Source organism: Vibrio satsumensis (genome assembly GCF_050337435.1).
Taxonomy (GTDB): domain Bacteria; phylum Pseudomonadota; class Gammaproteobacteria; order Enterobacterales; family Vibrionaceae; genus Vibrio; species Vibrio satsumensis.
Genome location: NZ_JAKJSX010000007.1, coordinates 299,287 through 321,818, shown reverse-complemented (window position 1 = coordinate 321,818; position 22,532 = coordinate 299,287). Strand labels below are relative to the sequence as shown.

The window sequence follows — 22,532 nt, the reverse complement described above, 5'->3', positions numbered from 1 at the left end:
CAAAATAACTCTTGTTGAGTATATAGCGAGAAGCATTTAACCTAAATTATAGTTGGTAATAATCTAACAAGAACAAAAAATGAATATTTACTCTTCAAAGAAAGTCGTAGCAATCGGTGGAGGCCATGGCTTAGGTCGTATGCTTGCTGCATTAAAAGACTTTGGTAACAACGCAACCGGCATTGTTGCAACAACGGATAATGGCGGTTCAACCGGACGAATTCGAGACTGCCAAGGTGGTATCGCTTGGGGAGATACACGCAACTGTATCAACCAATTGATCACTGAACCTTCAATCAGTTCGATGATGTTTGAATACCGCTTTCGCGGCCAAGGCGAACTCGATGGTCATAACCTAGGTAACCTGATGCTCACTGCGTTAGACAACCTCTCGGTTCGTCCATTGGAAGCAATTAACCTAATTCGAAATATGCTTAAGGTCGACGTTAATATCGTGCCGATGACCGAGCACCCTTCAGACCTGACCGCTCTTTCAATGGACGGCCGTTGGGTCACTGGAGAGACCAACGTTGATGACATGACAGAAAAGCTGCGCATGATGGACTTATCGCCGGAGGTGCCCGCAACTAGAGAAGCAGTAACAGCCGTTGAACAAGCAGACTGTATCGTTCTTGGGCCTGGAAGCTTTCTAACCAGTGTTATGCCTCCGCTCTTATTACCAGAGATCGGCAAAGCAATTGCTGAAAACAGGAACGCCAAGGTTATTTTCGTGGAAAACCTTTCGCCAGAACATGGTCCAGCAGGCAAGATGACACTTCAGGAACAATTGGAATGGTGCGAACGGACCTGTAAGGCAAGAAAGATAGACATTGTGTTAGGCAATGTGCCACACCCTGAACTTGAAGGGTTATGGAATTGCGTGACCACTGATCTTGCCTCACCGAATCGAGATTGGCGACACGACCGCGTAAAACTCCAACAAGCGATTAGGGAGCAGTTGGTTTAACTTGATTAGCTGAATCTGATTTCCACCCCCCAACAAACACAAAAAGGAGCCTCATGCTCCTTTTTTAATATATGTAATACCCTACCGCTTTAGATATCTGCCATCAACTGCTGGTATTCTTGGTAGGTGGATAACAGCAGTTTCTGCATATCTTGAAAGTCAACCTCAGTGACAGGCAGCGCTTGCTTCACTTTCGTATCCAAGCAAATCGCAAAACTACACAAAGAGTCCGCGCCAAAACTCGCGGCGCTGCTCTTAAGTGCATGACTGATATCAGCCAAGTACTTAGAAGTATCCGACTCCTTATTTATCTCTAGGTGTTCGTAGTAGCCTTTCAACTCACCTAAAAAGATCTCCAGTAAAACAGGAACATTCTCTTGCCCTATTTCGCCGGCAAGCTCATCAACTTTTTGCTGATTTAATACTTTCGTCATTATGATTTTCTTATTGTTTGGTGATTACTGCTTCGCATTCCACGTTTGTAACTTGCGGTATATGGTCGAAGGACTCACATCTAAGAAACCTGCTGCTCGTGGAATGTTACCGTCACACGCTTTAATGGCCTGTTCGATAGCCGTCTTCTCAGTGATCCATAATGGGAAAATATCTTTTACCGTGATGTCTTCGTTCTGCTTCTCTTTCAAGCGCAGACTGTTCTCAATCGGCTGGTTCAATGGTGGCGGAAGCATGCTAAGAGTAATCTCTTTGCCATTATTCAATACCACCACGTTCCGTAATACGTTTTGTAGTTGGCGCACATTCCCAGGCCACTCATATTGATTAAAGCGATCAAGAACTTCCTGAGCAAAACGAACAAACGCCTTCCCCTCCTCAACCGACATATAGCCTAGTAACGAGTAAGCAATCTCGATAACATCTTCACCACGCTCGCGCAATGGCGGCAAGTGCAGTGGAATCACGTATAAACGATAGTATAAATCTTCTCTAAAGCGACCTTCTTGTACTTCTTTCCAAGGATCACGGTTGGTCGCACAAACAAAACGAACGTCCACACTCTTCATCTTCGAAGAGCCTACTTTTTGGAAAGTACCAGTTTGGATAAAACGCAGCAGCTTAGTTTGCAGTTCAAGGTCCATTTCACACAGTTCATCGAGAAACAGTGTTCCGCCATCAGCAAGCTCAGCAGCCCCTTGGCGATCAGTTGCCGCGCCCGTAAAGGCACCTTTCACATGGCCAAACAGCTCACTTTCAATCAGATCTTTAGGGATAGCGGCACAGTTAATCGCGATAAACGGCTTATCTCCACGCTTACTCGCAGCGTGAATAGCTTCTGCACATACCTCTTTACCCGTACCACTTTCACCCGTAATGAAAATACTCGCCTTACTTGATGCAGCAGAATCGATAGTTCGATAAACCTGCTGCATGGTCTGGCTGCTGCCGATGAAGCCTTGGTAATTTTGGTTTCCCGGGTGTTCCGAGCTGTTTTTAAGCTTGGTAGCTTTGCGGATCGCATTGTTCACCGTAATACGGAGTCGGTCTGCTTCACACGGTTTGATAAGGAAATCTTGAGAACCATGACGCATCGCTTCTACGGCAGTATCGATAGAGCCATGAGCCGTCATGAAGATAACCGGAACTTCAGGATACTTTTGTTTTACAGCAAATAGCACGTCCATACCCGTCATATCAGGCAGACGTAGATCTAATAAAATAAGGTCTGGGATTCGATGATTCAAACTCTCGATTGCATCGCGGCCAGTGCCGACAATGTTGATATCAATTTCGAGCGGTGTAAGATACGAGCGATATAAAGCTGCTACCGAAGCGGTATCCTCTACCATCAACAAATACTTCGATTTGTTATCTAGCGTTTTTGATTGCATATCCTAGCCATTTATATTTTGCATTTCTTATTATAGTCGCATTCCGCTTTGCATTATGCAAATTAGCCACAATATTTGTAGTGTGTTTTTTTACTTACTTCAAACAATCAATGTTTTATCTATATGGCACGAACGATGCAGTAGTGTAAATGACCTTCGGGTCACCTAGCCAACTGACGTTGTTAGTGAACCGAGTGTTCACAAACGTAAGCCAGTAGAACATTTACTACTGGCTGTTTTTTTGTCTGAAACACTCTCAGTTTTTGTCTTGAGGGGATCAACTTCTTGAGTAAAACGCGAGATTAGCTATTAGTAATAAATTGCTTTCTTAGCTGCTCAATTTCATCACGTTTCTGTGCCGCTAATTCAAATTCCAGGTTCTGAGCATGCTGATACATCGCTGCTTCTAGCTTACTGATCTCTTTATCAAGCTGTTGCGGCGTAAGCACGGCATAACTTTCTGAAGACTCAGCCACTTTAGATAGTGGGACTTGCTTAGATTGACGCTGCTGTTTCGACTTGGTGATATCACCCAGCTCCATAATGTCTTTGATATTACGTTTCAGCGCTTGCGGCGTGATGCCTTGCTCTTGGTTGTAGGCCTGCTGTTTCTCACGACGACGATCTGTTTCATCAATCGCTTTTCTCATCGACTTAGTAATCGAGTCACCATATAAGATCGCCTTACCTTCAAGGTTACGCGCGGCACGACCAATGGTTTGGATCAGAGAGCGCTCAGAACGCAAGAAGCCCTCTTTGTCTGCATCAAGAATCGCCACCAGCGACACTTCCGGCATATCCAAGCCTTCGCGAAGTAAGTTAATGCCCACTAACACGTCGAACTCGCCCAAACGTAGGTCTCGAATGATCTCGACACGCTCAACGGTATCAATATCCGAGTGCAAGTAACGCACTTTAACGCCGTGCTCACTTAGATATTCGGTTAAGTCTTCCGCCATTCTCTTAGTCAATGTTGTGACCAACACGCGTTCTTCTTTCACTGAACGGATTCTGATCTCAGACAGCAAATCATCAACCTGAGTCGCGACGGGTCTTACTTCAATGATCGGGTCTAACAGGCCAGTAGGACGAACGACTTGATCAGCAATCTCGCCATCTGATTTTTCAATCTCGTAATTACCCGGCGTTGCCGACACAAAAATCGTTTGTGGAGCTATAGACTCGAACTCTTCAAACTTCATTGGGCGGTTATCTAACGCTGAAGGCAGTCTAAAGCCAAATTCGACCAAGGTTTCTTTACGAGAGCGGTCACCTTTATACATAGCGCCTATTTGCGGCACAGTCACGTGTGACTCATCGATAATCAGCAGACCATCATCAGGTAAGTAATCAAATAATGTCGGAGGCGCTTCACCTTCCGCACGGCCACTCAAATATCGTGAATAGTTTTCGATACCAGAGCAGAAACCAAGCTCCGTCATCATCTCGATATCAAACTGAGTTCTCTGAGAAATACGTTGCTCTTCCAAAAGCTTGTTGTTGTCTTTTAAGTATTGAGCACGATCGCGCAGTTCATCCTTGATATTCTCAATCGCCTCAAGGATTTTCTCTCTTGGCGTTACATAGTGAGTTTTCGGATAAACGGTAAAGCGCGGCAAGTCTCTTTGCTTCACCGCACCAGTCAAGGGATCAAAAATACTGATGCAATCTACTTCGTCATCGAACATTTCAATTCGAACTGCATCTTGGTCAGATTCAGCAGGAAAAATATCAATCACTTCACCACGAACACGAAACTGACCACGTTCAAACGCGACGTCATTTCTCGAATATTGTAGCTCAGCCAAGCGGCGTAAGATGTCTCGCTGATCCATCACCTCGCCACGGCTTAAATGAAGCATCATCTTCAAATAAGATTTAGGATCACCAAGACCGTAGATAGCAGATACCGAAGCCACAATGATGGCATCTTTTCGTTCTAGTAAGGCCTTGGTTGCCGAAAGCCTCATCTGTTCAATATGAGCGTTCACAGACGCATCTTTCTCGATGAATGTGTCTGTGGTCGGAACGTAAGCTTCTGGTTGGTAGTAATCGTAGTAAGAAACGAAGTACTCGACGGCATTATTTGGAAAAAAAGATTTCATCTCGCCATAAAGCTGAGCAGCCAACGTCTTGTTCGGCGCTAACAGAATGGCAGGTCTTTGCGATTGGGAAATGACATTAGCGAGAGTAAAGGTTTTACCTGAGCCCGTTACCCCTAATAGAGTTTGATGTGCCAAACCAGAATCTAATCCATCTAGTAATCTGGTTATCGCTGTCGGCTGGTCACCGGACGGGCTGTAGTCCGATACCAAATCAAAGAGTTTGCTCATAGGTTGCCATTTCCATACTGTGTTTTTAATCAGGTCATTGTCACTCTATGAGCCATCTCGTTGCAACTATTATCTAGAGAAATGCGCCTTAAGATTGAATATCAGTGATAGCTTTTATTTTTAGAACTTGGTATTATCCGTGCCCCTGCAAAGTTTCCTCAGCTAAATTACTCGAATTTTAATCCACTACTTTTCCCCAAAAAATCTAAAAATACCTCTTGTTTTACTGTTCGCTTTATAATCTACAAAAGTTATACAACCGTGATATTTTGGTACTATTCTTTTAAATACATCACGTTAGCTATAATTTTTGCATTTTCAGATTTACCTCAATTATTGTTGTTAAAGTTTCGCACACACACTTATCCACAATTTTGGTGGATAACTAAAGCAAAGCTAAATCCGATAAGGCGTCCAAGAAAGTAAAGTTTTTTATCTTATTTTTTTCTGCTATTTTTTGTTGACAGAAAATAGGTCTCTTATTAGAATTCGCGTCGCTAACAAGCAATTCCCCTTTAGTTCAGTTGGTAGAACGGCGGACTGTTAATCCGTATGTCGCAAGTTCAAGTCTTGCAAGGGGAGCCAAATTCAAAAAAAAGCCCAATCGAAAGATTGGGCTTTTTTCGTATGTAACTGCGACTAACTTGTTCCAAGTTAATGTCACACCCGAATCGTCGGACCGTCCCACCCGCCCGGGTCAAGTCTCGACAAGGGGGCCAAATTTTAAGAAGCCGCATCACTTGATGCGGCTTTTTGCGTTTTGAAGCGACTGGTTTGTACCAAACCTATGTCTCAGCCGAAGCATTGGCCTGCACTAAGCTCTGTGTTCTAGGGCGATCAAAAAAGCCACGAACGAATCCGTGGCTCACTTAACTTTTGAGACTACAAACTACCCGAGAAGTAATGGGTTATCCCGTAAAATCCATTTATATTGCATTACAGGTGACGAGCGATAGTGTCCATCAGCACTGCAGCTACCTTATCATTGCCAGCTTTGTCGCCTTTGCTGTAGGTATTGATTTGACGCTTCGATGAGTCGTGGATATTGGTTATAGCCACTACTTCTCTCTCGATACCAAACCCAACTAACTCGATCATCAACTCTTTATTTTTAAATGAGTCGCCAACGATCACGATAGAGTTAAAATCTTTCAGTAGCTCTTTAGTCAGATCTTCAACTTGAACATCATTACTATTAATAAAAAAGATATCCGCAGACTTCCCAGAGCTTCGCTCTCCAGCAGACTTCAGTTGGATTTGCTGCATCTCATTGAACACACCATTATCTTGCGTTCCAATGGTAGATAGGCTCGCAGCATTAGAAGCCAAAGACAATAGCAGTGTACTAGCAAAAATAGTACTTTTAACAAAATTCATTCTCTTTACCCTCTAATAACTAAAGAATTGTTTCTTTCATGATGCGGAACGTTTGACCTTTATCGTCAATAGTGCAATCGGTATCGATCGTAATGCCGTAGTTAGAATCTCTTTGGTATAAAGTTGACTCATTCTCATTAATTGACCAACTACTGCCATACATATTGAGATAGGCGCGCGAAACCGTCACCGCATTACCGAATACCAGTTTTTGATCACGACAAGTATTCCAATCAGCAGTGTAGTTTTCTTGCCACGTCTCATAGCTCTTTAGATCGTAAACTCGGTACAGGTCTTCACCCCAAATTTCAGCAGCATTCTTTACATGCCAAAATTCTGCAGATGGAGCATCTCTGTAATACCCAGCTTCTCCCACAGCTTTTGTATTAATAGTCTGGACAACCGAGTGGCCGATATCATTGCCTTCATCAACCGAGGTGTAATTCAACATACTGTGTGTCTGACTCGATTCTTTGGTTTGGCTAAAACCAAAACCCACTCCGAGACCAGCAGACGGACCATCTGATTTGCTCGCTTCAAAAGAGCCAGTAATATCAAAGCTATAAGACGTACTTTCAGCTAACGAAATCTCTTTGTTCACATTACTCGAACTTGGAAAGCTTTGCTGGTTCACAAACAGATTTCCATATCGGCTTTGAGGGAGACAATAATCGTTGTTTTTATCGTTTTCACATTCTTCAGACAAGTATTTCCAAGTCAGCCTTGATTGCTCTTCCGCATTATTGGGCGCCTCATTAACGGCTTTCTTGTGAGCCCAATTGTAGACATTTTCACCTGACATGAAATTAAATTGAGAATTTCCATGGAAGATCTGACCTAAGTATCCTTCTTGGTAATAAAAGTGCGGAGCAACTTTCTCATCTTCCCACTCGAAAAAATAGCCTCCGTCGGCAAGGGTTTGACGCGTTACATTCATACTGCCGTCAACCGCCATAATATAGTTAGTCTTATTTGACTGAGAAAACATCAACAAATCGATGGTACGTGCGACATCAACCTGTTCATGAATTTTGTACTTCTCCTTACCATAGCTATAAGCACCATTCTGAGAAGTGATAATAAATTGCTCTTCAATTTGGCCATCTTCTATTCTTGCATGCTGACAGAGGTTCGCAATTTTTCCAGGTAAACCCTGCTGATCTAGATGATTATTAATGTATTCTACTTTGGCATTAAAGATATCACAGGCTGTTGCCGGATCATCGTACGCAACATACTCATCAGCCCCTGTGAAGTAGGCATCATCAATCCCAGGGATAGGAGATGCATTAGCATAGCCAGATAACATAGAGACTGTTATCAAGCTTAAACTGAAGCGTTTTAATTTCATCACTCGTTCCTTTTAACTACATTTGCACCAATATCGATGCCTTTTAAAATTAGCGAGTCAAAAGAATATATTCACAATTAAATTGTGATAAAAAAATCTATTTTATTGTTGAATATTCCTGAGTAATAATTAATTTGTTATTGAACACTTTATATCTCACAGGAAGAGTTAAAATCAGTAATTCCATATTCTTTGTCCTTAAACCTTCGATAGCAATGGGAAATAAGCCGACCTTGTTCTGTCCGAAATGAAAGACCGGAGTGTCCTATGTTAATTCTCTTTCGCCATACTAGTAGGTCTTCTAGCGAATCGATCTTCTCTATTTGAATTTGTATTTTTTCAAAGTATCCATCAAAGTTCATAATTAAATATCTTACTAAAGCCAAAACCTTTCCAACTAGTTTCTATAATTCAAGTCTTTATGAAAACCAATTTTCAACACACTATGATTCTCGAAAATTCAATCAATCATTAACTGACCAATCGATAATTAAGTACATTGTTTTTATAATGTAAAAAGCCACATTAATGTGGCTTTTATTTTAACGATAGTGGCAGCAGAAGAGCAGAGCCGACTAACCGCACTACCCTCCACCATCGCTGAACACACTCTAATGTTTGACTATTTACAATAAACCAAACAAGTCAAATAGTACTGAAAATCAAGTAATTTCAAGAAAAATCAATATTTAGAATATGTTCATTTATGAGTTATATTCGATTCCCAGTCAGAGAATTCAAAGTTATCCATCTCAATAATGAACAGCCCATTTTCGCTAACTGGCAGCTCCTTAGTCGCTTTGATGTACGTATTTATAGGCTCAAGATATTTGTCCGCTGATGTCCACAAATGATGCGCATGATCATAAATATATACGACATCACCATTCTGGATGCAGCTTTCGGATTCTGTTAGGCGGCTTATCTTCATGAAGTCAGAAGAGTCGTGATCTTCGGTGTAATACGTATTACTACTATAGGTCCAATAGTAATCTTTATAATCATCTTTTCTTGAGATCTGTACATAGTCATGGTCGTGAATACAAGTACCATTATATGGATGCCAGTTGTCTAACTTAAACTTAGCGTTGGATTGCTCTCCATCGCGACCGTAGGTAAGCCAGCCATTAGGCACATTTGGATCCGCGTAAACATATTCACCAGTCGATCGATGCTTTAGCCTGATTGAGTTATATGGCTTATTGATTGGACGCACGCTATGAATTGGCGTGCTTTCATCTGCATACTCAAACGCAGCGACAGGGAAATGGTCTGAATACTCATAAAAGTAATACGGCTCCTGTGTGCCAGGTAGAACAACTCTATCCGATACTATATCTAACACTTGGTTGTGCCAGTTCTTGGGTTGCTTGTGACTACGCTCGACCAGAACATAGTCAAGTAATTGCCCTTTTAGATCAGAATAGTTTGCGTGTGCTAAACCATTTACTGCAGGGTCCCATGAGTATGGCGCACCAGCGTAATTGGTTGGCTCTGATACATTTAAGGTCTCGAGCATTGAAGAAAACTCTTGTGAGTCTTTTGCTACATTTAAATCACCAGCAATAAAAAACATTTCGTCAGCTGAGCGGTTTGACCCGAAAATATAGTTCTCTATTTGTGCAAACTGGTCTTGTCTAACCACAGAAGGAGGAGTGCTGCAGGTGTCATCATCAGCTTGAACGTGGGTGCCGATAATATTGTACCTCTCTCCACCTTTATTAATGACAGTGTGTATAAAACCTTTTTGAGATGCCCAGTCTGCACCGCACCCATCTCTGAAGATCACTTGTGACTTGTACTCAATTGGATATTTACTAAATACAATCACGCCGCCATCATCAAGAGATGTCGATCGCCAACCTTCAGTGTGATCCCAGCCATTTTTTGTACGGCCCAAAACAGGAGTTAGATATCCAAACTTCTGAGCTAGTGTATCGATAAGTATTTGGCTTGCTTGGTTGTCGAACACTTCGTTAAATATAACCACGTCGGTATCATCAAAAACCGAAGAGTTCGCCAACAACTGTGCTCGTTTATTTGGATTAGTCCCACCAACGAAAATTCCGAGACGATGATCCAGCATATAAACGTTATAATTCATTATCTTGGGGGGTGAGCTGATCTCCTCAGCTCGCAAAGTAAGAGTGATCAGTATGAGCAAGACTGATATTAGATATTTAGTCATGGTTAGTGCATCTCCTATTAAACTGTGGTGCATCCTCCCATAATGATACAATTGATAATAATGAAATAGACCTAAAAAAAATATCAAACCATAGTTAAAATATTAATAGTCATCATAAAAGTCTTCAATTGGTAAAGGCTCAATCTTTACAGCAACCATTTTCTTTACCGGACTATTTGAAATGATAAGCATATATTGGTTCGGCAACTCTTCAACAACTTGAACCGATTTAAAAAACGATAGCTTTTTTCGCGCTTCAATATATTTATCATAAACGAGCATGTCGTCATCATGTTCAAAATCAATGTCTCCATGCTCAACGCGTTCTTCACGCAAGCTTACATTAAATAGCCCATTACTCTTGCGAATGAATTTTCCTTTTGTGTAAATATCTAAGGTGTTATTGAGTCCTGCTTCTTTTATAACCGTAACCGCCTCAAAATTTTCATCACTGATCACGACGTCCATGTGCTCCGTGGCCATATAGTCACCATCTATTGTCATATATAGGGTCGTAGAGTTGACCAAAACATTATTTTTCGAACGTAGACTATATGCAATGGAAACCAGCATTAAACAAAGACAAAACAGAAGAAAATAAACGCTTTTATTTTTAGTGAACATAGCGACTAAGCTCCGCTTTAACCATACCAACCAGATCATCCGTTGATTGAGGAGATTCAAACAAAACCACTAAATTGACAGGCGGTGCCAATGGCTTGAGTATTACAATAGATAAGCTTTCTTGAGAATGAGCAAGGATCAATCGGCTTAACCTACCTTGTTTAGCTTCTTGAGAAACCAAAAGCTTAACGCCTTTTGCAACCAAGTTGGCCTCTTCTTCATTATCACAATAGACAGTTAAAGCTTCGCTAGAAAACATTTTAGTCAGTGGAAGCCAGCTCGTTAACTTAGGGGCTTTTGCAGTGAACACCAATGGAAACAGTGCCGCAATCGCTATGAATACGCAGCCTAGAACAATATAGATTTGATTACGTCCGAATGTGAATCGTGTTTTTTTTTCGGAACTCTCTTCAAAGCCCTCAGTCTTACCGCTTGGTTCCCCAGCGAATAAGTTGTCTTGGTTATCTGATTTATCATCATCGTCTTCTAGCCACGATACTGCCTCACTTTCTAGTTTATAACCAACCTTGGCGACCGTTTTTAGATACTTTTGTTGCTTACCATTATCCTCAAGCAAAGTGCGTATCGCGCTGATCGATTGTGTCAGTGAGCCTTCAGAGACATGTTTTCCTGGCCAAGCTCTTTTCAACAAATCTTCTTTAGTATTAATTTTTCCAGCGTTTTCACACAACATTAGAATCACAAGATGATCGTGATAGCCGATGCGCTTTTCTTCATTTTTGAGTAAATCAGTCACTAACGGGTGGTCTAAGTGAATTAACCAATTATTTACTTTGTACATAAATTAGCCTTAAAAAATGAATAACCATAATATTTATACAAATATAATTTTCATGGATAAATATTGGGGTTATTTAAAATAATTTTTATCTGTCACTTGATTCATTCAACCATTTACCACTAACCGAACGTTAACGGGATTAATCAAATGGTTATTTAAAAAGGCAAAATAAGTAACTTTTTTGTAAACGCAACTATATATAAAAAAAGCGTCGCCATGAAACAAAAAAAACTAAAATACATATATTTCAAACTTGATAACTATTTCATAAAAAAAAGAGTGTGGATTTCACTCAATTATTAAAGAATATTACAATTTAACTCAAAAATTGACTTACAATTACAGGAAATGTAAGTCTTTTTTTGTTCTTACAAAAAAAACCTCTAGCTACACGTTCGCTCAAAACTTCATTTACAACAAACTAATCTCCGCGGATTAAGTTTTTGCTTATGTCAGACTCATTTTGGGTAAATGATTTTGCTCTTTCCCCCCTCAATCCTCAATGATGAAACGGTTTTCTAAAACTGATACGTACAATTGCTCAACAAGAGGGCGCCTCCTAGGCCTGTTACAAGAAAAGTTTGACAGTACCCTCGTTAAAATCGTCAATTCTATGCTTAAGAAAACCACGTATAAGAGCCCAAACACGTCCATAATATGTGTATCATTCTTACGCTTTAGAACAACTGATTTGTTGCAATGAGATCTGCTATCCTCTTATTAAGCGTATAAATTTCCATCAGACATACAAAACCACACCGTTCACTGGTTGTTATTAGGTGAGCAAAGCAGGATAATATCGGGATCGGAATCTCAAGAATTAATCCATTATGACCGAATACCTTTTGTTGTTGGTTGGCACAGTGCTGGTCAATAACTTTGTGCTAGTGAAGTTTTTAGGGCTATGTCCTTTCATGGGAGTCTCCAAGAAACTGGAGACTGCGATTGGCATGGGCCTCGCGACGACTTTCGTTTTGACGTTAGCGTCAGTATCTGCATACCTAGTAGAAACCTACATCCTTACCCCTCTGGGTATTGAATACCTGCGTACCATGAGCTTTATCTTGGTTATCGCGGTGGTTGTTCAATTTACGGAAATGGTCGTCCACAAAACCAGCCCAACGCTATATCGCCTATTGGGTATCTTTCTGCCTCTTATCACCACTAACTGTGCGGTATTAGGAGTGGCACTTCTGAACATTAATGAAAACCACAACTTCATTCAGTCGATCATCTATGGTTTCGGCGCAGCGGTTGGTTTCTCTCTTGTATTGATCCTATTTGCTGCGATGCGTGAGCGTATTGCGGTTGCTGATGTTCCAATGCCCTTCAAAGGCGCATCGATTGCGATGATCACAGCAGGCCTAATGTCTCTGGCATTTATGGGCTTTACTGGGTTGGTGAAATAAGCATGAGTACCATTTTAATTGCGATCATTGCGCTAGCCGTTTTAGCCGCTGTTTTTGGCGCTATTTTGGGCTTTGCTTCTATCCGCTTTAAAGTAGAAGCCGATCCTATCGTTGATCAAATCGACACCATTTTACCGCAAACTCAATGTGGCCAGTGTGGCTACCCTGGTTGTCGCCCATACGCAGAGGCGATCGCTAACGGAGACAAGATCAACAAATGTCCTCCCGGTGGCCAAGCAACCATTGAGAAGTTAGCAGATTTAATGGGCGTAGAAGTTGAAGACTCCGCTCATGACTTAGATAACAAAGTAAAAACCGTTGCCTTCATTCACGAAGATATGTGTATCGGCTGTACCAAGTGTATTCAAGCCTGCCCTGTTGACGCCATTGTTGGTGGCACCAAGGCGCTGCACACCGTCATCAAAGATGAATGTACAGGCTGTGACCTATGTGTTGCACCATGCCCTACTGACTGTATCGAAATGATTCCAGTGGCAACAACGACTGAAAATTGGAAATGGCAGATGAACATCATTCCTGTTACTGATATCACTAACCAAGCGACTGATGCGACCGCGTCAGAGCCTAAGGCGTAGGGTTAGTATGATCTCTTTAATTGAACAAATTCGCGCGGGCTCTATTTGGAACTTCCCGGGCGGTGTGCACCCTGCTGAAAACAAGAAACAGTCGAATACTACTGATATCGTGCATGCAAGGCTTCCTGAAGAAATCGTTCTTCCGGTAAAACAGCACATCGGTAAGCCTGGTAACTTGTTGGTTGCTGTTGGTGACACTGTACTAAAAGGCCAACAACTGACGGCCTTAGAGACTGGTTTTACTTTGCCGGTACATGCACCAACATCGGGTGTGATTACCGCTATCGAACCACGAACTACCGCTCACCCTTCAGGCTTGAGCGATATGTGCGTGGTTATTAAACCTGATGGCCTAGACGCTTGGGTTGCAAAACACCCAGTTGAAGATTTTTCTACAAAGACATCCGATGAACTGCTTGATGTAATTCGCCAAGCTGGTATCTCAGGCATGGGTGGTGCAGGCTTCCCTACCGCCAAAAAGCTTCAATCAGGCTTAGGCCGCACTGATATTTTGATCGTCAACGCTGCGGAGTGTGAGCCTTACATCACCTCCGATGACAAGTTGCTTCAAGAGCATGCCGAAGAAGTACTAAAAGGCATCGAAGTGGTTGAACACATCCTTCAACCAAAGCTGACTGTTATCGGCATTGAAGACAACAAGCCAGCTGCAATAAAAGCACTTGAGATTGCGGCGAAAGACAAAGATATCGTCATTCGTGTTATCCCAACTAAATACCCTTCTGGTGGTGAGAAACAGCTGATCAAGATCCTTACTAATAAAGAGGTTCCGGCTGGCGGCATCCCTGCAGACATTGGTGTTTTAGTTCAGAACGTCGGCTCTCTTTACTCGATTAAGCGAGCGGTAATTGACGGCGAACCTGTGGTTAACCGCGTTGTGACATTAACCGGTAAAACCTTTAAGCAACCTCGTAACGTTTGGGCACTATTAGGTACACCTGTACTCGAGTTACTTGAAGAGTTTGGCTACAAAGCCGATAAAAAACTGCCGCGTTTGATTTTGGGCGGCCCTATGATGGGCTTTACCTTGCCACACGCCAATGTGCCAATCACTAAAACGTCGAACTGTATTTTAGCGCCAACGCGTCGTGAGATCTCACCAAGCACTTACGAGATGGAATGTATTCGTTGCAGCGCGTGTGCTGAAGCTTGCCCTGCCTCTCTGCTGCCTCAACAGCTGCAATGGCACGCGAAAGCCAATGAGCTGGACAAGTGCGAAGAGCTAAATATTAAAGACTGTATTGAATGTGGTGCTTGTGCGTTTGTTTGCCCAAGTGAAATTCCTCTTGTTCAGTACTATCGCCAAGCGAAAGCCGAAATCAAAACAAGAAAAGACGAAGCAACGGCCGCAGAGCGTGCCAAGGTTCGTTTCGAAGAGAAAAACGCTCGTATGGAGCGTGACAAAGCAGAACGTGAAAACCGCTTCAAGAAAGCCGCGGATAACCGTCGCAAAGACATGAAAGCGGCAGACGGTGACGATGCAATTGCTGCTGCGATTGCACGTGTTAAAGCACAAAAAGCCGCAGCTGAGCAGGCTCCAAGTGAAGAGCCAACAGTGAAACCTGCGGTAGCCGCTGCAATTGCTAAGGCAAAAGCGAAACAAGCTGCGGCTCAGAAAGCAGACAGTGCTGAACCAGACAACTCTGAAATGTCGAAGCTACGTGAAGAGCGTAAGCGTCAAGCTCGAGAACGCAAGGCGCAACAAGCAGCTGCTGACACTCCAGCTGAAAGCTCTGGCGACGCTAAGAAAGACGCAGTTGCTGCCGCTATCGCTCGTGCTAAAGCGAAGAAAGCACAGCAGGCGCAAGCAGCTTCTGAAGCCGCAACTGAAAGCTCTGGCGACGCCAAGAAAGACGCCGTTGCTGCCGCAATAGCTCGCGCTAAAGCCAAGAAAGCACAGCAGGCGCAAGCAGCTTCTGAAGCCCCAACTGAAAGCTCTGGCGACGCCAAGAAAGACGCCGTTGCTGCCGCAATAGCTCGCGCTAAAGCCAAGAAAGCTCAACAAGCGCAAGCAGCTTCTGAAGCCCCAACTGAAAGCTCTGGCGACGCCAAGAAAGATGCCGTTGCTGCCGCTATTGCCCGTGCTAAAGCCAAGAAGGCTCAGCAAGTAGAATCAGCTTCTGACGCTCCAACTGAAAGTACTGGTGATGCCAAAAAAGATGCCGTTGCTGCCGCTATTGCGCGTGCTAAAGCGAAGAAAGCACAGCAAGCAGAATCAGCTTCTGGTGCTCCAGCTGAAAGTACTGGTGATGCCAAGAAAGACGCCGTTGCTGCCGCAATAGCTCGCGCTAAAGCGAAGAAAACACAGCAAGTGAAACAGGCTGAGACAGTAGAAACCCCTGAGCCAGTAATTGAAGTTGAAGCTGAAATTCAACAAGAGTCAGTCGCTCCTAAGAAAGCCGCGGTTGCTGCTGCGATTGCCCGTGCAAAGGCGAAGAAAGCTCAGCAAGCGAAACAGACTGAGACAGCAGAAACGCCTGAGCCAGTAATTGAAGTGGTAGCTGAAACTCAACCAGAAGCTGTCGATCCTAAGAAGGCTACTGTTGCTGCCGCTATCGCGCGTGCTAAAGCGAAGAAAGCACAGCAAGCTAAGCCGGTCGACGCTGAAGAAATCGCTCTCGAACCTGTAGCTGAACCTTTAGTTGAAAAAAAGACTGTGGTTGAATCTGATGCTCAATCAGAACCCGTCGATCCTAAGAAAGCAGCCGTTGCTGCCGCAATTGCTCGTGCTAAAGCAAGAAAAGCGCAGCAAGAGCAAGATAAAAAGAACAATGAGGAGAAAGAGTAGTGGCCTTCTTTATCGCCAGCTCACCGCACGCGCACAATCGTAGAAGCACCCCTGATCTCATGAAATGGGTGGCTATTTGTGCATTGCCAGGTCTACTAGCTCAAACCTACTTCTTTGGATGGGGTACGCTCATCCAGTTAGTATTTGCTATTGCACTTGCTGTTACCTTTGAAGCCGCTGTCATGCTGCTAAGAAAACGTCCGCCAGTGATGGCATTACGTGATTACAGCGCTGTTGTGACCGCTTGGCTACTCAGTGTCGCGATTCCCCCACACTCTCCGTGGTGGATTCTAGTGATAGGTATGTTCTTCGCTATCATCATCGCAAAACACCTTTATGGCGGCCTTGGACAAAACCCGTTTAACCCCGCGATGGTTGCTTACGTTGTTTTGCTAATCTCATTCCCAGTTCAAATGACCAGTTGGAATGCGCCGACCAGCTTAACAGCTGAAGCAACGAGCTTTGTTGACTCATTTTTGATGATCTTTACCGGTTTCAATAACGAAGGTTTATCTCTTCAACAAGCGCGTCTTGGTATTGATGGCACCACGATGGCAACACCACTCGATGCATTCAAAACCGCATTAACGGCAGGCAACACCGCTTCCGAAGCTCTGTCTCAGCCACAATTCAGCTGGTTAGCTGGCGTGGGCTGGGAATGGGTTAACCTTGCCTACCTAGTCGGCGGCTTGGTGCTCATCAAGCAACGTGTGATTCAGTGGCATATTCCGGTCGCTTTTATTGCTAGCCTTGCGCTGTTTAGCTTAGTGTTCTTAGTGCTGACGCCTGGTGAAACCGCTTCTCCAACCATTCATTTATTGTCTGGCGCGACCATGCTTGGTGCATTCTTCATTGCAACCGATCCGGTTTCAGCCTCGACGACAGTGAAAGGTCGCTTGGTATTTGGTGCCCTGATTGGCGGGTTAGTCTTTATTATCCGCAGTTGGGGTGGCTTCCCTGATGGCGTGGCGTTTGCTGTATTGTTAGCCAACATGTGTGTTCCACTGATTGACTACTACACCAAACCTCGTACATACGGCCACTAAGGAGCGGATACCATGCTAAATGCAATTAAGAAAAACGGCCTTGTACTCGCAATTTTTGCGTGTGCTTCGACAGGTTTGGTCGCGGTAACTCACTACCTGACCAAAGACCAGATTAAGCAGCAAGAACAGGCTCAGTTACTGTCTGTTCTTAACCAAGTTATCCCGCACGATCTGCATGATAATGAACTATTTTCAGCCTGTACTTTGGTTCAAGCAGCAGAGCTGGGTACTGAGCAAGCGATGCCAGCTTACATCGCTAAACTTAATGGTGAGCCAAGCGCGATTGCGATCGAAGCGATTGCACCTGACGGCTACAATGGCGCGATTAAAGTCATTGTTGGGATGAAAATCGACGGTACTATTTTAGGCACTCGTGTACTTTCTCACCAAGAAACTCCAGGCTTGGGTGATAAGATTGATCTGCGTGTGAGTGATTGGATTCTTTCGTTTGCTGGTAAACAAGTAACAGACTCTAATCTTGACCGTTGGAAGGTTCGTAAAGACGGCGGTGACTTCGATCAGTTTACTGGTGCAACCATTACGCCAAGAGCGGTAGTGAAATCTGTCAAACAAGCGGTTCAATACGTTAACCAAAACAACCAAGCATTGCTTACTCAACCTCTAAATTGTGGTGGTGAATAATGAGTGACCATAAAACACTAATCAAAAATGGCATGTGGGCTAACAACCCTGCCCTAGTTCAACTACTTGGCTTATGTCCTCTGTTGGCTGTCTCTTCAACGGTGACTAACGCACTTGGGCTGGGTATTGCGACTCTGCTTGTATTGGTCGGTTCGAACGTTGCAGTTTCTCTGGTTCGTAACCACGTACCAAAAGAAGTGCGTATTCCAGTATTCGTAATGATCATTGCGTCACTGGTAACCTGTGTTCAACTTCTGATGAATGCTTACGCGTATGGCCTTTACCTGTCTTTGGGTATCTTCATCCCGCTGATCGTAACCAACTGTATCATCATTGGTCGAGCTGAAGCCTTCGCTTCTAAAAACGAGGTATTGCCTGCTGCTCAAGATGGTTTCTGGATGGGTCTTGGTATGACATCGGTACTGGTGGTACTGGGTGCAATGCGTGAGGTTATTGGTAACGGCACTCTATTTGATGGTGCAGATCTGCTTCTTGGTGATTGGGCTTCTGTGTTACGAATCCAGATATTCCAATTTGATAACAGCTTCTTGCTAGCCCTGCTTCCGCCAGGTGCCTTTATTGGTGTTGGTTTCTTGATTGCGTTGAAAAACATCATCGACAACCAAGCAAAATCTAGACAGCCTAAACAAGAAAAACCAGTCATTGAACGCGCTCGCGTTACCAATGCTTAATAAGTTACAGTAGCTTAAACCCTGCTGAGTAGCTCAACCCACTCAGCAGGTAATTAGATTGACCAAGTACACATAATAATGACGCTCATAAGAGCGCGTAACCGATGATAAAGCCTGAGCATTTAGAGTTTATTGAATACCCACTCTGGAGCTCAAGCCCTAACTATTTGAAAGTAATGTCGCTATGAACAATGTAAAACGAGTAGAAATACTTGAGCGTTTAAGAGAAAACAATCCAAAACCAGAGACTGAGCTTAACTGGAACAGCCCTTTCGAGTTGCTGATCGCCGTACTTTTATCAGCGCAGGCAACCGATGTCAGTGTCAACAAAGCCACTGATAAGCTTTACCCAGTGGCCAATACTCCACAAGCAATTTTCGACTTAGGTGTTGATGGCTTAAAAGAGTACATCAAGACCATAGGCCTGTTTAATTCGAAAGCAGAAAACACCATCAAAACGTGTCGTATGCTGCTTGACCTACACAATGGTGAAGTACCGGAAGATCGCGCTGCATTAGAAGCCCTTCCTGGCGTTGGCCGTAAGACTGCCAACGTAGTATTAAATACCGCTTTCGGTTGGCCGACTATTGCCGTTGACACTCACATCTACCGTGTATCAAACCGCACCAAGTTAGCGATGGGTAAAACGGTCGATGATGTTGAAGCTAAGCTGCTCAAAGTCATTCCAAAAGAATTCAAACTGGATGTCCACCACTGGCTCATTCTTCATGGACGTTACACCTGTGTGGCGCGTAAACCACGCTGTGGCAGTTGTATCATTGAAGACCTGTGTGAGTTTAAAGAGAAGACGGACGTCTAGGCTCATAAGCTGTTAGCCCTAAGCGAAAGAAGCTAACAGGCCTATTGGCTAAAAAGCGCCGCGTTTTTCTAGCGGCATAAAACAGAATTACAAAAACGTATACATAGTTAAAGCTAGGAGCAAATCATGTCAAACGGTCGTATTTTACACACCATGCTACGCGTTGGTGATCTAGACAAGTCTATCGAGTTCTACACCAATGTAATGGGTATGCAGCTATTACGTAAGAACGAAAACAAAGAGTACGAATACACGCTGGCTTTCGTTGGCTTTGGTGACGAATCTCAAGGTGCTGTGATTGAGCTGACTTACAACTGGGGTACGACTGAATATGACCTTGGCTCAGCTTTTGGTCACATTGCTATCGGTGTTGATGACATCTACACAACGTGTGCTGCTATTAAAGCAGCAGGCGGTAATGTGACACGTGAAGCTGGCCCTGTAAAAGGTGGCTCTACGCACATCGCATTCGTTAAAGATCCTGACGGCTACATGATTGAGCTGATCCAAAACAAACAAGCAAGCGCTGGTCTAGAGGGTTAATCCCTAAATACCTTTGCAAGATTAGGCTAGAACGCCTGATGAAATGAACAAAGAAGCGAGCATAGTGCTCGCTTCTTTTTTATCACTCTCCCCATTATCGATATTCTTTACCAATTATTATTAACAATCTCACTGATGAAACTTTACATGATAATGATTATCATTTAAATTAACCACCTATTGATTAGTGAGGTAATACAATGATTAGCGAATGGGAAAAACACACGTTACTCGCCGATACGGCATTGCAGCTCGATGATCCTGTACGAAGTATTCTTCACTATCAGCAAGCGTTGAACTTAAGCGAAGAAATTACAGAACGTACCGATATTCAGGCCGATGAACGCCTACTGATTTCAGTGATTTCTTGTCACAATCTTGCGCAATTCTGGCGCTGGGCCGGTGATACTGAGTACGAACTTAAGTATCTTCAACTGGCTTCAGAAAAAGTGCTGACTCTTATCCCTCAATGCCCTAACACGCAATGTTCTAGCTTTATTGATTCAATTGGTTGCTGTAAGAAAGCGCTGATCGATTTCATGAAACGCCATCCCAACCCTAAAATTGCTTCTATGGTCGAAAAGATCGATACCGCGACCAACTGTGAAATGATTGCTCGTTTCCGTCTTAACTAGGAAAGCTCCTTTCGCAGACGCAACGTTTAGTTCATTGATTCAAATACAAAAAGCCCGTCATGACGACGGGCTTTTTAATTTGAGCTTTAGATTTTATTGGCGCTAAACCTGCGTTCTACCCAATGAGATAACAACGCGTCGGTTCTTGTCTTTACCAATTGGCGAGTTGTTGTCGGCAATTGGACGACGCTTACCATAGCCTTGTACTTGAATACGGTCTTCTTGCAAACCGAGAGACTTAAAGTACTCTCTTAACGACTCAGCTCTGCGCTCTGAAAGGTTTTGGCTAATGCCTTTGCTGTCGACAGAATCGGTGTACGTTGCCACCAGCACAAGATCAATATCTTGGTTGTAGCGAACATAATCAGCAATCTGGCTCAACCTTTTACGTGACGACTTATTCAGCTGATCGCTATTACGGTCGTAATGCAAAATAGTAAAAGAGATATCTTCAAAGCTGTAAGGCAATAGGTTGGCAACACAGTCGCTGAACACATTGTATTTTTCTTGGAACAACACCGATGATAACGACACTTCGATACGTTGATCTCGACTTTGCCACTCTTGGTAACTGAATGTCGGGTAACGCCCTTTCTCCAGCTCACTCAAAATACCCCAAGCCGTTTGTCCGCCTACGTAGCCATCAAATTGTTGGAAGAACTTAATGGTTGTCATGCGATCAGCACTTTCGCCCGGACGCCAAGGTGGTGGCATTGAAATCAAGCTAACATTGCGAGTCGCACCCATTGGGCGGCGCATTTTAAGCTCAAAGTCCAAAATGATTTTTTTACTCGCACGAGATGAAAACTCAGCGTCACCAAAATTTGGGATTGGATGAACTAAGCGACATTCTAGTGGCGTGTTAGCCACCATCTCCCACGTTGACTGTTGAGGAGATGCTCCGTAACGCTTTTCTTGTGCCATTACCGATGACGACATAAGAAGCGAAAATAGCATTGAACCTGTTATGAGTTGTTTCTTCATAAAGTGGAGTATCTCTTAAGCAATTCGTTTAACAATGCAGCCAATTGCCGCATTTTTCTCTCGCGTTTAAATATGCAATTATCAAGCCGAAATGGGTTAGGTAATTTGTGATTTATTGCCCTTCCCTAGTTTTTATCACTGCTATTATCTGCAATAATGCAGCCTTAATCACACTCATTTGGGCTAACATGACTGTAGAAAACGAAGCTCTGACCCTAAAAAAACGCTTTCGCGGCTATTTCCCAGTGGTCATCGACGTGGAAACCGCAGGGTTTAACGCAGAAACCGATGCATTATTAGAAATCTGTGCCATTACATTAAAAATGGATGAGAACGGAGATCTGCAACCTGCATCAACGCTTCATTTTCACATTGAGCCTTTTGAAGGCGCAAATATAGAGCAGGCAGCATTAGACTTTAACGGAATTAAAGACCCATTTAGCCCATTACGTGGTGCTGTGTCGGAACAAGAAGCCCTTAAAGAAATCTACAAGCTAGTGAGAAAAGAACAAAAAGCTTCAGATTGCAGTCGCGCAATCATGGTTGCTCACAACGCTACATTCGATTTGAACTTCGTTAATGCGGCAAGTGAGCGCTGTAAGCTTAAACGCGTCCCTTTCCATCCATTTGCTACTTTTGACACTGCAGCTCTTAGTGGTCTTGCCTACGGTCAAACCGTTTTGGCTAAAGCTTGCCGCACTGCAGGGATGGAATTTGACAACAAAGAAGCACACTCTGCTTTGTATGATACGCAAAAAACCACAGAGTTATTTTGCGGCATTGTAAACAAATGGAAAGCCCTTGGTGGTTGGCCTCTTGTTGACGAAGAATAAAAAATAGAGTCGGTAAACGTTCACTCGTATTGCCTTC

The 22,532-nt window shown here is 43.4% G+C and carries 20 protein-coding genes and 1 tRNA gene; 12 read left to right on the top strand and 9 right to left on the bottom strand.

Going from position 1 to position 22,532, the window contains the following annotated elements; all coding sequences use genetic code 11:
• Nucleotides 1-79: 79 nt before the first annotated feature.
• On the top strand, nucleotides 80-967 hold the full coding sequence (locus tag L4C44_RS10730; protein ID WP_146492241.1) for a YvcK family protein: 888 nt from the start codon (nucleotides 80-82) through the stop codon (nucleotides 965-967).
• Nucleotides 968-1,056: 89 nt separating this feature from the next.
• Here the strand turns inward: L4C44_RS10730 and luxU are convergent, their stop codons facing one another.
• The 3 genes from luxU to uvrB form a co-directional block, all read right to left on the bottom strand.
• Complete coding sequence (gene luxU / locus L4C44_RS10725; protein ID WP_146492242.1) at nucleotides 1,057-1,401, bottom strand: quorum-sensing phosphorelay protein LuxU; 345 nt, start codon at nucleotides 1,399-1,401, stop codon at nucleotides 1,057-1,059.
• 24 nt (nucleotides 1,402-1,425) lie between these two features.
• Nucleotides 1,426-2,814 carry a quorum-sensing sigma-54 dependent transcriptional regulator LuxO gene (gene luxO / locus L4C44_RS10720; protein WP_146492243.1) on the bottom strand — a complete coding sequence of 463 codons (1,389 nt, stop codon included), beginning with the start codon at nucleotides 2,812-2,814 and terminating at the stop codon, nucleotides 1,426-1,428.
• A 302-nt stretch (nucleotides 2,815-3,116) separates the two neighbouring features.
• The gene (uvrB, locus tag L4C44_RS10715; protein WP_146492244.1) at nucleotides 3,117-5,147 is read right to left on the bottom strand and encodes an excinuclease ABC subunit UvrB; all 2,031 of its coding nucleotides are present in this window, start codon (nucleotides 5,145-5,147) and stop codon (nucleotides 3,117-3,119) included.
• 509 nt (nucleotides 5,148-5,656) lie between these two features.
• Here uvrB and L4C44_RS10710 point away from each other — a divergent pair.
• Nucleotides 5,657-5,732 (top strand) — tRNA-Asn (locus L4C44_RS10710).
• A 351-nt stretch (nucleotides 5,733-6,083) separates the two neighbouring features.
• Here the strand turns inward: L4C44_RS10710 and L4C44_RS10705 are convergent.
• The 5 genes from L4C44_RS10705 to L4C44_RS10685 all read right to left on the bottom strand — a co-directional run bounded on the left by L4C44_RS10705 (nucleotide 6,084) and on the right by L4C44_RS10685 (nucleotide 11,489).
• Entirely contained in the window at nucleotides 6,084-6,524 is a 441-nt protein-coding gene (locus L4C44_RS10705; RefSeq protein WP_146492245.1) for a hypothetical protein, read from the bottom strand.
• Nucleotides 6,525-6,543: 19 nt separating this feature from the next.
• Nucleotides 6,544-7,875, bottom strand: a complete 1,332-nt coding sequence (locus tag L4C44_RS10700; RefSeq protein ID WP_146492246.1) for an excinuclease ABC subunit B — start codon at nucleotides 7,873-7,875, stop codon at nucleotides 6,544-6,546.
• A gap of 700 nt (nucleotides 7,876-8,575) precedes the next feature.
• The gene (sph, locus tag L4C44_RS10695; RefSeq protein ID WP_428805000.1) at nucleotides 8,576-10,063 is read right to left on the bottom strand and encodes a sphingomyelin phosphodiesterase; all 1,488 of its coding nucleotides are present in this window, start codon (nucleotides 10,061-10,063) and stop codon (nucleotides 8,576-8,578) included.
• 102 nt (nucleotides 10,064-10,165) lie between these two features.
• On the bottom strand, nucleotides 10,166-10,531 hold the full coding sequence (locus tag L4C44_RS10690) for a hypothetical protein (protein WP_285953198.1): 366 nt from the start codon (nucleotides 10,529-10,531) through the stop codon (nucleotides 10,166-10,168).
• 145 nt (nucleotides 10,532-10,676) lie between these two features.
• On the bottom strand, nucleotides 10,677-11,489 hold the full coding sequence (locus tag L4C44_RS10685; protein WP_428804999.1) for a winged helix-turn-helix domain-containing protein: 813 nt from the start codon (nucleotides 11,487-11,489) through the stop codon (nucleotides 10,677-10,679).
• An 830-nt stretch (nucleotides 11,490-12,319) separates the two neighbouring features.
• Here L4C44_RS10685 and rsxA point away from each other — a divergent pair.
• The 9 genes from rsxA to L4C44_RS10640 all read left to right on the top strand — a co-directional run bounded on the left by rsxA (nucleotide 12,320) and on the right by L4C44_RS10640 (nucleotide 20,678).
• On the top strand, nucleotides 12,320-12,898 hold the full coding sequence (rsxA, locus tag L4C44_RS10680; protein WP_004734039.1) for an electron transport complex subunit RsxA: 579 nt from the start codon (nucleotides 12,320-12,322) through the stop codon (nucleotides 12,896-12,898).
• Between the two features lie 2 nt (nucleotides 12,899-12,900).
• Complete coding sequence (gene rsxB / locus L4C44_RS10675) at nucleotides 12,901-13,494, top strand: electron transport complex subunit RsxB (RefSeq protein WP_004734040.1); 594 nt, start codon at nucleotides 12,901-12,903, stop codon at nucleotides 13,492-13,494.
• Nucleotides 13,495-13,501: 7 nt separating this feature from the next.
• Entirely contained in the window at nucleotides 13,502-16,300 is a 2,799-nt protein-coding gene (gene rsxC, locus L4C44_RS10670; protein WP_428804998.1) for an electron transport complex subunit RsxC, read from the top strand.
• Nucleotides 16,300-17,346, top strand: coding sequence for an electron transport complex subunit RsxD (gene rsxD, locus L4C44_RS10665; RefSeq protein ID WP_017105543.1), 1,047 nt, complete (start codon nucleotides 16,300-16,302; stop codon nucleotides 17,344-17,346). The genes rsxC and rsxD overlap by 1 nt, the downstream gene beginning before the upstream one ends.
• 12 nt (nucleotides 17,347-17,358) lie before the next feature.
• The gene (gene rsxG, locus L4C44_RS10660) at nucleotides 17,359-17,988 is read left to right on the top strand and encodes an electron transport complex subunit RsxG (RefSeq protein ID WP_428804997.1); all 630 of its coding nucleotides are present in this window, start codon (nucleotides 17,359-17,361) and stop codon (nucleotides 17,986-17,988) included.
• Complete coding sequence (locus tag L4C44_RS10655) at nucleotides 17,988-18,680, top strand: electron transport complex subunit E (RefSeq protein WP_076656929.1); 693 nt, start codon at nucleotides 17,988-17,990, stop codon at nucleotides 18,678-18,680. The genes rsxG and L4C44_RS10655 overlap by 1 nt, the downstream gene beginning before the upstream one ends.
• 184 nt (nucleotides 18,681-18,864) lie before the next feature.
• Nucleotides 18,865-19,500 carry an endonuclease III gene (gene nth, locus L4C44_RS10650; RefSeq protein ID WP_010437137.1) on the top strand — a complete coding sequence of 212 codons (636 nt, stop codon included), beginning with the start codon at nucleotides 18,865-18,867 and terminating at the stop codon, nucleotides 19,498-19,500.
• Nucleotides 19,501-19,626: 126 nt separating this feature from the next.
• Nucleotides 19,627-20,043: a lactoylglutathione lyase gene (gene gloA / locus L4C44_RS10645; protein ID WP_428804996.1), complete on the top strand. Its 417-nt coding sequence runs from the start codon at nucleotides 19,627-19,629 to the stop codon at nucleotides 20,041-20,043.
• Nucleotides 20,044-20,243: 200 nt separating this feature from the next.
• Nucleotides 20,244-20,678: a DUF2753 domain-containing protein gene (locus L4C44_RS10640; protein ID WP_004734047.1), complete on the top strand. Its 435-nt coding sequence runs from the start codon at nucleotides 20,244-20,246 to the stop codon at nucleotides 20,676-20,678.
• Nucleotides 20,679-20,780: 102 nt separating this feature from the next.
• On the opposite strand, the gene motY is transcribed toward L4C44_RS10640, so the two are convergent.
• Nucleotides 20,781-21,662: a flagellar protein MotY gene (gene motY / locus L4C44_RS10635; RefSeq protein WP_428804995.1), complete on the bottom strand. Its 882-nt coding sequence runs from the start codon at nucleotides 21,660-21,662 to the stop codon at nucleotides 20,781-20,783.
• Nucleotides 21,663-21,850: 188 nt separating this feature from the next.
• Between motY and rnt the strand changes: the two genes are divergently transcribed.
• Nucleotides 21,851-22,495: a ribonuclease T gene (rnt, locus tag L4C44_RS10630; protein WP_017632534.1), complete on the top strand. Its 645-nt coding sequence runs from the start codon at nucleotides 21,851-21,853 to the stop codon at nucleotides 22,493-22,495.
• Nucleotides 22,496-22,532 lie beyond the last annotated feature (37 nt).